Annotated in this window: 10 protein-coding genes; all 10 read right to left on the minus strand. The window is 57.6% G+C overall.

What is annotated here, in order from left to right; translation table 11 throughout:
• Positions 1-80: 80 nt before the first annotated feature.
• The 10 genes from brnQ to sdhC all read right to left on the minus strand — a co-directional run bounded on the left by brnQ (position 81) and on the right by sdhC (position 13,360).
• On the minus strand, positions 81-1,394 hold the full coding sequence (gene brnQ / locus KQP88_RS14515; protein WP_216703434.1) for a branched-chain amino acid transport system II carrier protein: 1,314 nt from the start codon (positions 1,392-1,394) through the stop codon (positions 81-83).
• 513 nt (positions 1,395-1,907) lie between these two features.
• On the minus strand, positions 1,908-2,792 hold the full coding sequence (gene sucD / locus KQP88_RS14520) for a succinate--CoA ligase subunit alpha (RefSeq protein ID WP_025260628.1): 885 nt from the start codon (positions 2,790-2,792) through the stop codon (positions 1,908-1,910).
• Positions 2,792-3,958: an ADP-forming succinate--CoA ligase subunit beta gene (gene sucC, locus KQP88_RS14525; protein ID WP_216703435.1), complete on the minus strand. Its 1,167-nt coding sequence runs from the start codon at positions 3,956-3,958 to the stop codon at positions 2,792-2,794. The genes sucD and sucC overlap by 1 nt, the downstream gene beginning before the upstream one ends.
• A 208-nt stretch (positions 3,959-4,166) precedes the next feature.
• Positions 4,167-5,603: a dihydrolipoyl dehydrogenase gene (gene lpdA / locus KQP88_RS14530; protein ID WP_095066930.1), complete on the minus strand. Its 1,437-nt coding sequence runs from the start codon at positions 5,601-5,603 to the stop codon at positions 4,167-4,169.
• A 169-nt stretch (positions 5,604-5,772) separates the two neighbouring features.
• A complete protein-coding gene (gene odhB, locus KQP88_RS14535) occupies positions 5,773-6,999 on the minus strand; it encodes a 2-oxoglutarate dehydrogenase complex dihydrolipoyllysine-residue succinyltransferase (protein ID WP_216703436.1) in 1,227 nt (408 codons plus the stop codon).
• A gap of 41 nt (positions 7,000-7,040) precedes the next feature.
• Complete coding sequence (locus KQP88_RS14540) at positions 7,041-9,872, minus strand: 2-oxoglutarate dehydrogenase E1 component (protein ID WP_200985896.1); 2,832 nt, start codon at positions 9,870-9,872, stop codon at positions 7,041-7,043.
• A 259-nt stretch (positions 9,873-10,131) separates the two neighbouring features.
• On the minus strand, positions 10,132-10,836 hold the full coding sequence (locus tag KQP88_RS14545; protein WP_025260633.1) for a succinate dehydrogenase iron-sulfur subunit: 705 nt from the start codon (positions 10,834-10,836) through the stop codon (positions 10,132-10,134).
• A gap of 11 nt (positions 10,837-10,847) precedes the next feature.
• Entirely contained in the window at positions 10,848-12,620 is a 1,773-nt protein-coding gene (gene sdhA / locus KQP88_RS14550; RefSeq protein ID WP_200985895.1) for a succinate dehydrogenase flavoprotein subunit, read from the minus strand.
• Positions 12,621-12,623: 3 nt separating this feature from the next.
• Complete coding sequence (gene sdhD / locus KQP88_RS14555; RefSeq protein ID WP_025260635.1) at positions 12,624-12,992, minus strand: succinate dehydrogenase, hydrophobic membrane anchor protein; 369 nt, start codon at positions 12,990-12,992, stop codon at positions 12,624-12,626.
• Positions 12,986-13,360: a succinate dehydrogenase, cytochrome b556 subunit gene (gene sdhC / locus KQP88_RS14560; protein WP_025260636.1), complete on the minus strand. Its 375-nt coding sequence runs from the start codon at positions 13,358-13,360 to the stop codon at positions 12,986-12,988. Before sdhC ends, sdhD begins: the two co-directional genes overlap by 7 nt.
• Positions 13,361-13,380 lie beyond the last annotated feature (20 nt).

Raw genomic sequence — 13,380 nt, forward strand, 5'->3', positions numbered from 1 at the left:
ATAAAGCCCGTTATTCAACGGGCTTTATTTTGGGCGACTGTAAAACAGTCATTACACCAGCGTATTAACGCATTACAGCATCATACCAACGCTTCGCTGCGCTTGCCGGCGATGCGATCGAATACCACAGCACCGAACAGGGTAATCACCGAAGGCACCAGCCAGGCCAGCCCCTGCTCGCTCAGCGGCAGATTTGCCAGTACACCCGGCAGGTACTCGGCAAGTCCGGCACCTTTGAGGGCATCGATAATGCCGAACAGCAGGGAAACCAGCATGACCGGAGCGATGACCCGGCCCTGACTGTTCCACAGCCCTTTGCAGAAGCTCAGACCGACCAGCACGATGCACGGCGGATAGATTGCCGTGAGCACCGGAATCGAGAACTGGATCAGATTGGTCAGGCCAAGGTTGGACACCAGCAGGGAAAACAGCGCCAGGATGATGACCAGCGTCTTGTAGGACAGCGGCAGAACGCGGCTGAAATACTCGGCACAGGCACAGGTCAGGCCCACGGCAGTCACCAGACAGGCCAACGAAATCAGCACCGCCAGGAAACCACTGCCCAGCGAGCCCGAAGTATGTTGCACATAAGCATGCAACACCGCCGCGCCATTGGTCGCACCCGCAGCCACCGCATGGCTGCCGGAACCCAGACGGAACAGGCTGATGTACACCAGCGCCAGGCCCACGCCAGCGATAAGGCCGGCAATGATTGCGTAGCGGGTAATCAGACGTGGCGACTCGACGCCTCGCGAACGGATGGCATTGACGATGACGATGCCGAACACCAGAGCCCCAAGCGTATCCATGGTCAGGTAGCCATTGATGAAGCCCTGGGAAAAGGGTGCAGCCACATAAGCCGCCTCTGCAGGCCCGACATCACCCGCTGGAAGCATGAAGGCTGCAACACCGAGCACCGCCAGCGCGATGATCTTCAGAGGCCCCAGGAAACGGCCAACGGTATCCAGCAGACGGCCCGGGTACATGGAAACCCAGAACACCACCAGGAAATAAACCAGACTGTAGAGGAACAGCGCCAAGGGGCTCTCCCCTGTCAGCGGCGCCAGACCGACTTCAAAGGACACAGTGGCGGTACGCGGGGTCGCGAAGAGCGGACCAACAGCCAGATAACAGACCGCAGCCAGAATGCCGCCAGCGACCTTGCCAATGGGGCTGCTCAGATCGTCCATGGCGCCACCGACCTTGGCCAGGGCAATAACGGTGACGACCGGCAAGCCCACAGCCGTGACCAGAAAGCCCAGCGCAGCCATCCACACGTGGGGTCCGGCATGCAGGCCGACGATAGGCGGAAAGATGATATTGCCGGCACCCACAAACAGGGCGAATGTCATGAAACCCAGTGCCAGGACGTCCTGGCCTTTCAACACTTTCATCGAGGAAAACCACACTGCCAAATCAGGATTAAAAGAGAGGATTCCCGAGGGTCTGGGAAACGATGCCTACCCTTTTAAGGCTGGCAATAGGCGCCAGGTTTCCTTGTGGGAAACGGACGACGCGAAAAGGTTGCTAGCCTAACGAAATGGGCAATAAAACGCACTAGAAAAGAGCGCAGGAGCGACGAGACGCACTTGAATGTAGCGACTTACCATTCATTCGTGCATGAAACGCGCGAAAAGACAGTTGCTCTGACAAACATGCAGGCAATACTTATCAGTCAAGGTCACTTTGTGAGAGGCAGCTTGCTGGCGACTTCAGCGCACAGACGCAGAATATCCAGCGGTTTTCAGGCCTTTTTCGCCAGCAAGCTGCCTCCCACAAATTTGTTTGTGCCTTAGCATTCGTCGCCTGAAATGCCGTCTCGCGAACATCCCACAAAGTGGCACCCCAGACGCACAAAGGCCACCCGAAGGTGGCCTTTGTTGAAGCATCAATCAGTCAGCCGAAGCTTACTTCTTGACTTCCCAACCAGTCAGCTCAGCCAGGGCTTTGCCGATGTCTGCCAGGGAACGTACGGTTTTCACGCCAGCGTCTTGCAGTGCAGCGAATTTCTCGTCTGCAGTGCCTTTACCGCCGGAGATGATTGCACCTGCGTGGCCCATGCGCTTGCCCGGAGGAGCAGTCACACCAGCGATGTAGGAAACAACCGGCTTGGTCACGTTAGCCTTGATGTAGGCAGCCGCTTCTTCTTCAGCCGAACCGCCGATCTCACCGATCATGACGATCGCTTCGGTCTTCGGGTCTTCCTGGAACAGTTTCAGGATGTCGATGAAGTTGGAGCCCGGGATCGGGTCACCACCGATACCGACGCAGGTGGACTGACCGAAACCGGCGTCAGTGGTCTGCTTGACAGCTTCGTAGGTCAGGGTGCCGGAACGCGACACGATACCGACCTTGCCTGGCAAGTGGATGTGACCTGGCATGATGCCGATCTTGCACTCGCCCGGAGTGATAACGCCTGGGCAGTTAGGACCGATCAGGACCACGCCCAGCTCGTCGCACTTGACCTTGGCTTCCAGCATGTCGATGGTAGGAATGCCTTCGGTGATGCAGACGATCAGCTTGATGCCGCCGAAAGCTGCTTCAAGGATGGAGTCCTTGCAGAAAGGAGCCGGAACGTAGATGACCGATGCGTCAGCGCCGGTAGCCGCTACAGCTTCTTTCACAGTGTTGAACACTGGCAGGTTCAGGTGAGTGGTGCCACCTTTGCCTGGAGTCACGCCGCCAACCATTTTGGTGCCGTAGGCAATGGCTTGTTCGGAGTGGAAGGTACCTTGCGAACCAGTGAAACCCTGGCAGATAACCTTGGTGTCTTTATTGATCAGAACGCTCATTACTTGCCCTCCGCAGCTTTGACAACTTGTTGAGCAGCGTCGGTCAGGCTGGTAGCCGCGATGATGTTCAAACCGCTTTCTGCCAGTACTTTAGCGCCCAGCTCAGCGTTGTTGCCTTCAAGGCGAACAACAACCGGGATTTTAACGCCGACTTCTTTCACTGCACCGATGATGCCTTCGGCAATCATGTCGCAACGAACGATGCCGCCGAAGATGTTGACCAGTACTGCTGCGACATTGGTGTCGGACAGAATGATCTTGAACGCTTCGGTAACGCGTTCTTTGGTAGCACCACCACCAACGTCAAGGAAGTTGGCTGGCTTGCCGCCATGCAGGTTGACGATGTCCATGGTACCCATGGCCAGACCGGCACCGTTGACCATGCAGCCGATGTTACCTTCCAGCGCTACGTAGTTCAGTTCGAACTTGGCAGCGTGAGCTTCGCGCGGATCATCCTGGGATGGATCGTGGAAAGCCTTCAGCTTTGGCTGACGGTACATGGCGTTGGCGTCGATGTTGATCTTGGCGTCCAGGCAGTGCAGATCGCCGTCAGCCTTGATGACCAGCGGGTTCACTTCCAGCAGGGCCAGATCGTGGTCCTGGAACAGCTTGGCCAGACCGATGAAGATCTTGGCGAACTGGGCAACCTGCTTGCCTTCCAGACCCAGCTGGAAAGCCAGCTCGCGACCCTGGAATGGCTGAGCGCCAACCAGTGGATCGATAGTGGCCTTGAGAATCTTTTCAGGAGTGTCGTGAGCGATCTTCTCGATGTCCACGCCACCTTCGGTGGAAGCCATGAACACGATACGACGGCTGGAACGATCGACTACAGCGCCCAGGTACAGCTCTTTGGCGATGTCAGTGCAGGATTCAACCAGGATCTTGGTCACTGGCTGACCGTTGGCGTCGGTCTGGTAAGTTACCAGACGCTTGCCCAGCCATTGCTGTGCGAAAGCTGCTGCGTCTTCTTTGCTGCGAACCAGCTTGACGCCGCCCGCTTTACCGCGACCACCAGCGTGAACCTGAGCCTTGACGACCCACTCGGTACCACCAATCTTGTCGCAAGCTTCTGCTGCTGCTTCCGGGGTGTCTACTGCGAAGCCTTTGGATACTGGCAGGCCGTATTCAGCGAACAGCTGCTTACCCTGATACTCGTGAAGATTCATGCTTATTACCGTCTTCGTTTAGGTACTGCGCATTCGGTGCTGCACATTCATTGTGCCGCACCACCTGTGACCGCTACTCCTGGATGGCTCCAGGGTGTCATTCGACACACCTGAAGCCGCCTGAGAGGTCGAGTCCGGCGGACTTTCCGCGGTGAGTCTTGCTCGCAAGGCTCACGACGGGCAGTCCGTCGTGGTTTCTCTTGTTGTCTTAGCGTTTTTTACGGTTCTGGATGTGGATGGCACCGCCATTCACCGCCAGGGCCGCTTCGTGAAGCGCTTCGGACAGAGTCGGGTGCGAGAAGACCATCATGCCGATGTCTTCTGCACTGCTACCGAATTCCATTGCAATCGCGCCCTGCTGTACCAGCTCGGCAGCGCTTGGGCCAATGACGTGAACGCCCAATACGCGGTCAGTCTTGGCATCGGCGATGATCTTGACGAAACCGCCGGTGTCGTTGGCGGCCATGGCACGGCCACTGGCTGCAAACGGGAAGGTGCCGACGTTGACTTCAACGCCTTCGCTCTTCAGGGTCTGCTCGGTTTTACCAACCCACGCGATTTCCGGGTGAGTGTAGATAACCGAAGGAATCAGGTTGTAGTTCATCTGGGCCTTGTGACCCTTGATGCGCTCGACGACCATGATGCCCTCTTCCGACGCCTTGTGCGCCAGCATCAGACCACGAACCACGTCACCGATGGCGTAAACGCCCGGCACGCTGGTGGTGCAGTAGTCGTCGACATAGATGAAGCCACGCTCATCCAGGTCCACGCCGCTGTCGGCAGCCAGCAGGTCGGTGGTCACAGGACGACGACCAACGGCAACGATCAGGCGATCGAAAGTGATCGACTGTTCGCCGGTTGCGTCGGTGTAGCTGACCACAACTTCTTCACCGTTGACCTTGGAACCGGTCACGCGAGCGCCCAGTTTTACGTCCAGGCCTTGCTTGGTGAAGGTTTTCAGCGCTTCCTTGGAAACGGCTTCGTCAGCAGCAGGGATGAACTTGTCCAGAGCTTCCAGAACAGTTACCTGAGCACCCAGACGGGCCCATACCGAACCCAGCTCCAGACCGATAACGCCAGCGCCGATCACGCCCAGACGCTTTGGTACTGCCTGGAATTCCAGGGCGCCGGTGGAGTCGACGATGACTTTCTGGTCGACCGGAGCCGGTGGAATGTCGATCGGACGCGAACCGGAAGCCAGGATCACGTGTTCGGCTTCGATGATTTCAACGGTGCCGTCAGCAGCGGTCAACTCGACCTTCTTGCCGGCCAGCAGTTTGCCGTGGCCTTGCAGAGTGGTCACGCCGTTGGCCTTGAACAGGCTGGAAACGCCGCCAGTCAGGTTCTTGACGATGGTGGACTTGCGGCCAACCATTGCAGGAACGTCGATGGAGACGTCAGAAGTCGAAATACCGTGAACGCCGAAGCCGTTCTTGGCTTCGTAGAATTTCCAGGAGCTGTCCAGCAGAGCCTTGGAAGGAATGCAACCAACGTTCAGGCAGGTACCGCCCAAGGCCAGTTTGCCTTCCTTGTCCTGATACTTCTCGATGCAGGCAGTCTTGAAACCAAGTTGCGCAGCCTTGATGGCGGCAACATAACCGCCAGGGCCTGCGCCAATCACTACCACGTCGAATTTCTGGGACATAAAAAAGATTCCTTTTAGCTGCGAGCTTCAAGCTGCAAGCTGCAAACCGATCAGTGGCTTTCCACGCAACCGGCTTGCAGCCCTTCATTAGATGCTACCTGCGAGCCCCGGGCCATACGCCAAACTGCTTTTTCTTGCAGCTTGCCGCTTGCAGCCCGGAGCTGCTCCATCAGATATCCAGCAGCAGACGAGCCGGATCTTCCAGCAGGTTCTTGATGGTAACGAGGAAGGTTACCGCTTCTTTACCGTCGATCAAACGGTGATCGTACGACAGAGCCAGATACATCATCGGACGAATCACAACCTGACCATTGACCGCCATAGGACGCTGCAGAATGTTGTGCATGCCCAGAATCGCGGCTTGTGGCGGGTTGACGATCGGCGTCGACATCATCGAACCGAAGGTACCACCGTTGGTGATGGTGAAGGTACCACCTGTCATCTCGTCCAGGGACAGCTTGCCGTCACGAGCCTTCTTGCCGAAGGTGGCGATGCCGCCTTCGATTTCAGCCAGGCTCATCAGCTCGGCGTTACGCAGAACCGGTACGACCAGACCACGATCGCTGGAAACGGCAACACCGATGTCGGAGTAACCGTGGTAAACGATGTCGTTGCCATCGATCGAAGCGTTGACTGCCGGGAAACGCTTCAGCGCTTCGGTAGCGGCCTTGACGAAGAACGACATGAAGCCCAGGCGCACGCCATTGTGGGACTTCTCGAACAGGTCCTTGTACTTGGAGCGCAGAGCCATGACTTCGGTCATGTCCACTTCGTTGAACGTGGTCAGCATCGCCATGTTCGACTGGGCTTCGACCAGACGCTTGGCAACGGTGGCACGTACGCGAGTCATCGGTACACGCTTCTCGACGCGGTCGCCAGCAGCCAGCACAGGAGCAGCAGCGGCTGCAGCAGGCTTGGCAGCAGGAGCTGCGGCCGGTGCGGATTTCTTGGCTTCAACAGCGGCAACCACGTCTTCCTTGGTTACGCGACCGTCCTTGCCAGTGCCTTTGACGCTGGCCAGGTTGATGCCGTTTTCTTCAGCCAGCTTGCGAGCGGCAGGTGCTGCGATTGCATCTTCGTCAGCAGCCGATACAGCGGCCTGGGCCGGTGCAGCAGCAGGAGCCGCGGCGGCAGGCGCAGGAGCAGCCGATGCGGTAGCACCGGCATCCAGGGTTGCAATCACTTCGTTGGACAGGACGATGTCGCCCTCGCCTTTCACGATCGATGCCAGCACGCCGTCTGCTTCGGCCAGGACTTCAAGTACAACCTTGTCAGTCTCGATATCGACCAGCAGCTCGTCACGTTTTACCGCTTCGCCCGGTTGCTTGTGCCACTTGGAAATGGTGCCGTCGGCAACGGATTCCGGGAAAGAGGGGGCTTTGATCTCGATAGCCATTATCTGTAATTCCTTAATTCGGTTTCTAATGCTCGAAGGCGTTAAACAGTGAAGGCATCTTGCAGGAGTTTTTCCTGCTGCTCGGCATGCATCGAAGCATAACCACACGCTGGCGCTGCAGAAGCGTCACGACCGGCATACTCGAGAACGAGGCTGCGGTTGTGATTGCTCATGCTGCGACGCAAGTGGTGCTGACTGCTGTACCAGGCACCCTGGTTCATCGGCTCTTCCTGACACCACACTACGTTCTGCAGGTTGGTGTAAGGCGCGATCGCTTCCATGAGATCGTCTTCAGGGAACGGATACAGCTGTTCGATACGTACGATTGCGATGTCTTCGCGGCCTTCGGCACGGCGTTTTTCCAGCAGGTCGTAGTAGACCTTGCCGCCACACAGAACCAGACGGGTCACTTTGGCCGGATCGAGCGCATCGACTTCCGGGATCACGGTCTGGAACGAACCTTCGGCCAGTTCTTCCAGAGTCGAGACCGCCAGTTTGTGGCGCAGCAGCGACTTTGGCGTCAGCACGATCAGCGGCTTGCGCAGCGGACGAATGACCTGACGACGCAGCAGGTGGTAGATCTGCGCCGGCGTAGTCGGCACACACACCTGAATGTTGTGCTCGGCACACAGTTGCAGGTAACGCTCAAGACGTGCGGACGAGTGCTCAGGCCCCTGCCCTTCATAACCGTGAGGCAACAGCATGGTCAGACCGCACAGACGGCCCCACTTGTGCTCGCCGCTGGTGATGAACTGGTCGATGACCACTTGCGCGCCGTTGGCGAAGTCGCCGAACTGGGCTTCCCAGATAACCAGAGCGTTAGGCTCGGTGGTCGAGTAGCCGTATTCGTAAGCCAGTACCGCTTCCTCGGAGAGGAACGAGTCGTACAGGTCAAAACGCGGCTGACCGGCGAACAGGTTCTTCAGAGGAATGTAGGTGCTTGCGTCTTTCTGGTTGTGCAGGACGGCGTGACGGTGCGAGAACGTACCGCGACCGATGTCCTGACCCGTCATGCGGATCGGGTGACCTTCGAACGCCAGGGTCGCGTACGCCATGGTTTCGGCGTAACCCCAGTTGATCGGCAGGCCGCCGGCTTGCATCTTCTGACGGTCTTCGTAGATCTTCTGGACCTGACGCTGAACCACGAAGCCTTCTGGCAGCTCCATCAGTTTGGCAGACAGTTCCTGCAAGGTCTTGAGATCGAAGCGGGTGTCGTGACGCGCAGTCCAGGCATGGCCCAGATACGGACGCCAGTCGACGAACAGTTCCTTGTTCGGCTCCTTGACCAGGCTTTTCACCACGTGCTGACCATTGTCCAGCGCATTGCGATAGTCATCGATCTTGGCCTGGACACGTTCTTCAGTGAGAACACCGGCCTTGATCAGCTGCTCGGCGTACAACTCGCGAGTCGTGCGCTGCTTGGTGATCTGCTGGTACATCAACGGCTGGGTGCCGCTAGGCTCGTCCGCTTCGTTGTGACCGCGACGACGGTAGCAGACCAGATCGATCACGATGTCACGCTTGAACTGCATGCGGTAATCGATAGCCAGCTGGGTCACGAACACCACGGCTTCCGGGTCATCGCCATTCACATGGAGAATCGGAGCCTGGATCATCTTGGCAACGTCGGTGGCGTACTCGGTGGAACGCGAGTCCAGCGGGTTGCTGATGGTGAAACCAACCTGGTTGTTGATGACGATATGGATCGTGCCGCCAGTCTTGAAGCCGCGGGTCTGCGACATCTGGAAGGTTTCCATGACCACGCCCTGACCTGCGAACGCAGCGTCACCGTGGAGGGAAATCGGCAGAACCTTGTCACCGTTCGGATCGTTGCGACGATCCTGACGCGCACGCACGGAACCCTCGACCACCGGAGAAACGATTTCCAGGTGGGACGGGTTGAATGCCATGGCCAGGTGAACTTCACCGCCTGCGGTCATTACGTTGGAAGAGAAACCCTGGTGATATTTAACGTCACCGGAGCCCAGCTCCACTTTCTTCTTGCCTTCGAACTCGTCGAACAGCTCGCGCGGGTTCTTGCCGAAGGTGTTGACCAGCACGTTCAGACGGCCACGGTGGGCCATGCCGATCACGACTTCCTTGGTGCCGTAGGAGCCGGAGCGCTGGATCAGTTCGTCCAGCATCGGAATCAGGCTTTCGCCGCCTTCCAGACCAAAGCGTTTGGTGCCCGGGTATTTGGTGCCCAGGTATTTTTCCAGACCTTCAGCGGCCGTAACACGCTCAAGCAGGTGACCCTGGATTTCAGCAGAGAACGCAGGACGGCCACGCACGCTTTCAAGACGCTGCATGAACCAGTTGCGTTGCTCGGAATCAACGATGTGCGTGAACTCCGAACCGATGGTGCGACAATATGTCTGCTGCAACGCTTCGAGAATTTCGCGTAGGCTCGCTTCCTCTTTGCCGATGAACAGGTCGCCGGCACGGAAAGTCGTATCAAGATCGGCATTGGTCAAGCCGTAGTGATTGATCGACAGATCGGCCGGGGCAGGACGCTGCCACAGGCCCAGCGGATCGAGCTGGGCAACCTGATGGCCGCGCATACGATATGCCTGGATCAGTCGCAATACTTCAACTTGCTTCTTCTCGTGCTCGCTGCTCACGCTTCCGGCAGATACCGGTTGGGCGCGGCGCTGGTTTTTGGCCAGCAACACGAAATGATCGCGAATCGTGGAATGCGATACATCGGTGGCAGAGTTGCCGTCTGCTGGCAACTTCTGAAAGTAGGTGCGCCATTCTTCTGGCACAGCGTTAGGGTCGTGCAGGTAGAGCTCATAAAGCTCTTCCACATAGGCAGCGTTACCACCGGAAAGGTGGGCACTGTTCCACATGCGCTGCATCACGCTTTCTTGCATGCTTGGTCACCCTCGGTAAGGGGACACCACCGGCGAAGACGCCATAGCAAACATGAAACAGTCGTGTGCAGCGACCATATCAAGTCACTAAGGATCACGCAGATAGCCCGGGTACCAGCCCGGATGCCCCTGCTGGTCTCATTTCTTCAAAATAAGAGCGGCAGCCTTGCGAGCCACTGCTCAGGTTAAAGCCACGACGCCGGTTGAAGCCTGCGCCGCGGCTACTTTACGTGCAACGGTGTTGCGGTACTGCGATAAATCAGACGCCGCTTTGCAGAAGCATGTTACGTACGTGGCCGATTGCCTTGGTCGGGTTGAGACCTTTAGGGCAAACGTTCACGCAGTTCATGATCCCGCGGCAGCGGAAAACACTGAACGGGTCATCAAGCGAAGCCAGACGCTCTGAAGTCCGGGTATCACGGCTGTCAGCCAGGAAGCGATAGGCTTGCAGCAGTGCAGCCGGGCCCAGGAACTTGTCCGGGTTCCACCAGAAGGACGGGCAGGAAGTCGAGCAGCAAGCGCACAGAATGCACTCGTACAGACCATCCAGCTTCTCACGCTCTTCCGGAGTCTGCAGACGCTCGATGGCCGGAGCCGGAGTATCGTTCTGCAGGAAAGGCTTCACCTTCTCGTATTGCTTGTAGAAGATGCTCATATCGACTACCAAGTCACGAATAACCGGCAAACCAGGCAGTGGGCGCACTACCAGCTTGTTATTCTTGACCACGGACGACAGTGGAGTGATGCAGGCAAGACCGTTCTTGCCGTTGATGTTCATGCCATCGGAACCACACACGCCTTCGCGGCAGGAGCGACGGTACGAGAAACCTTCATCCTGTTCCTTGACCAGAGCCAGCACGTCAAGAACCATCAGGTCCTTGCCGCCGGTATCGACCTGGAACTCCTGCATGAACGGAGCAGCGTCCTGATCAGGGTTGTAGCGATAAACACTGACTTGCAACATATCGGTCACCCTTAATAAGTCCGAATCTTAGGCTCAAAAGTCGGAACAGTTTTTGGCGAGAAGTTCACGGCACGCTTGGCTACGCGCTTGTCACCCGGGAAGTACAGGGTGTGGCACAGCCAGTTTTCGTCATCGCGGTCTTCAAAGTCTTCACGGGCGTGGGCGCCGCGCGATTCCTTACGATGTTCTGCAGCAATCGCCGTGGCTTCGGCAACTTCCAGCAGGTTTTGCAGTTCAAGCGCTTCGATACGGGCAGTGTTGAATGCCTGGCTCTTGTCGTTGATCTTGACGTTGGCGATGCGCTCACGCAGGCCAGCCAGCTGGGCAATACCCTTCTGCATGTATTCGCCGGTACGGAATACACCGAAGTAGTTCTGCATGCAGCTTTGCAGCTCTTTACGCAGCGAAGCGACATCTTCACCGGTAGTGCGCTCGTTGAGGCCGGACAGACGCGCCAGGGCAGCGTCAACATCGGACTCGGAGGCACGACGGTAGTCGACACCTTCACGCAGGCTCTGCTCGAGGTGCAGGCCGGCAGCGCGACCGAAGACCACCAGGTCGAGCAGCGAGTTGCCGCCCAGACGGTTGGCACCGTGCACGGATACGCAAGCCACTTCACCTACAGCGAACAGACCAGGAATGATCTGATCGGCACCGGTAGCGTCCTGGGTGATCGCCTGGCCATGAATGTTGGTGGCAATGCCGCCCATCATGTAGTGGCAGGTCGGAACAACCGGGATCGGAGCCAGAGCAGGATCGACGTGAGCAAAGGTCTTGGACAGCTCCATGATGCCTGGCAGACGGCTGTGCAACACTTCTTCGCCCAGGTGATCGAGCTTGAGCATCACGTGGTCGCCATCAGGACCACAACCGTTACCGGCGATGATCTCTTTAACCATGGAACGGGCAACAACGTCACGACCGGCAAGGTCCTTGGCGTTCGGAGCATAACGCTCCATGAAACGCTCGCCGTGCTTGTTGATCAGGTAACCACCTTCACCACGGCAACCTTCGGTAACCAGTACACCTGCGCCGGCAATACCGGTCGGGTGGAACTGCCACATTTCGATGTCCTGGACAGGAACACCGGCACGCAGGGCCATGCCGACACCGTCACCGGTGTTGATCAGGGCGTTGGTGGTGGACGAGTAGATACGACCTGCACCACCGGTCGCCAGTACGGTTGCATTGGCGCGGATGTAGGAGGTTTCGCCTGTTTCGATGCAGATAGCGATGATGCCGACAAAGGCGCCATCCTGGTTCTTCACCAGATCCACTGCATAGTATTCGTTCAGGAATACGGTGCCAGCCTTCAGGTTGGCCTGATACAGGGTGTGCAACAGTGCGTGACCGGTACGGTCGGCAGCGGCGCAGGTACGTGCAGCCTGACCACCCTTACCGAAGTCCTTGGACTGACCGCCGAAAGGACGCTGGTAGATGCGGCCCTGTTCGGTGCGGGAGAACGGCAGACCCATGTGCTCGAGTTCGAAGACCGCTTCCGGACCTACGGAACACATGTATTCGATAGCGTCCTGGTCACCGATGTAGTCGGAACCCTTGACGGTATCGTACATGTGCCAGCGCCAGTCATCGTTCGGGTCGGCCGAAGCGATTGCGCAGGTGATGCCACCCTGTGCGGAAACAGTGTGCGAGCGAGTCGGGAATACCTTGGTGACAACAGCGGTCTTGTGACCACCCTGAGCCAGCTGCAAGGCAGCGCGCATGCCAGCGCCGCCGCCACCGATGATGATGGCGTCGAAGGAAAGTGTATTTGTGTTAGCCATGAATCAGATACCCCAAAGAATCTGCACGCCCCAGACGAAGTAAGCGAACATCGCAACGCCGCTGACTGCCTGGAAGAGAAAACGAACTGCAGTCGCGGACTTGCCCAGCGCCATTGGCGTCAGGTAGTCGGTCGCGATGGTCCACATGCCGACCCAGGCGTGAGCGCCAAGGGCAACGAAGGCCAACAGACTGAAGATACGCATCCCGTTGTGCGAGAACAGCTCATGCCACTGGGCATAGGTCAGGCCAGGGTGAGCGACGAGGTAGCCGATCAGGAAAATGAAATAAGCCGCGAGAACGACCGCTGAAACGCGCTGCGCCATCCAGTCATAGAGGCCCGAACGCGACAGGTTAGTGACGTTGGTTACCATATCCATACTCCCGCCAGGATGATCACCACCACGGAGACGGCGATAACGATTTTCGAGCCCAGTTTCCCGCCTTCCAGCGTTTCACCGACACCCGCGTCCATGATCAGGTGACGAACACCCGCCACCAGGTGATACAGCAGGGCAGACAGCAGCGCCCAGATTACAAACTTGGCCAGCGGGCTGGTCAGACACGCTTTTACTTCACCGAAGGTTTCTTCGGAGGCCAGCGACTTGTCCATTGCATACAGCATGATTGCAATACCGACAAAGAGGATGACACCGGAGATACGGTGAAGGATGGACGTGTAAGCAGTGACTGGGAGCTTGATGGTCCTTAGGTCTAGATTTACAGGTCGTTGGCTTTTCACGGCTTTTTTTTCACACTGAA

It is taken from the genome of Pseudomonas lijiangensis (assembly GCF_018968705.1).
In the GTDB taxonomy this organism is placed as follows: domain Bacteria; phylum Pseudomonadota; class Gammaproteobacteria; order Pseudomonadales; family Pseudomonadaceae; genus Aquipseudomonas; species Aquipseudomonas lijiangensis.

Coding starts and splice junctions, on each gene's coding strand:
- brnQ (WP_216703434.1), bottom strand. CDS start 1,394: ATGAAAGTGTTGAAAGGCCAGGACGTCCTGGCACTGGGTTTCATGACA.
- sucD (WP_025260628.1), bottom strand. CDS start 2,792: ATGAGCGTTCTGATCAATAAAGACACCAAGGTTATCTGCCAGGGTTTC.
- sucC (WP_216703435.1), bottom strand. CDS start 3,958: ATGAATCTTCACGAGTATCAGGGTAAGCAGCTGTTCGCTGAATACGGC.
- lpdA (WP_095066930.1), bottom strand. CDS start 5,603: ATGTCCCAGAAATTCGACGTGGTAGTGATTGGCGCAGGCCCTGGCGGT.
- odhB (WP_216703436.1), bottom strand. CDS start 6,999: ATGGCTATCGAGATCAAAGCCCCCTCTTTCCCGGAATCCGTTGCCGAC.
- KQP88_RS14540 (WP_200985896.1), bottom strand. CDS start 9,872: ATGCAAGAAAGCGTGATGCAGCGCATGTGGAACAGTGCCCACCTTTCC.
- KQP88_RS14545 (WP_025260633.1), bottom strand. CDS start 10,836: ATGTTGCAAGTCAGTGTTTATCGCTACAACCCTGATCAGGACGCTGCT.
- sdhA (WP_200985895.1), bottom strand. CDS start 12,620: ATGGCTAACACAAATACACTTTCCTTCGACGCCATCATCATCGGTGGC.
- sdhD (WP_025260635.1), bottom strand. CDS start 12,992: ATGGTAACCAACGTCACTAACCTGTCGCGTTCGGGCCTCTATGACTGG.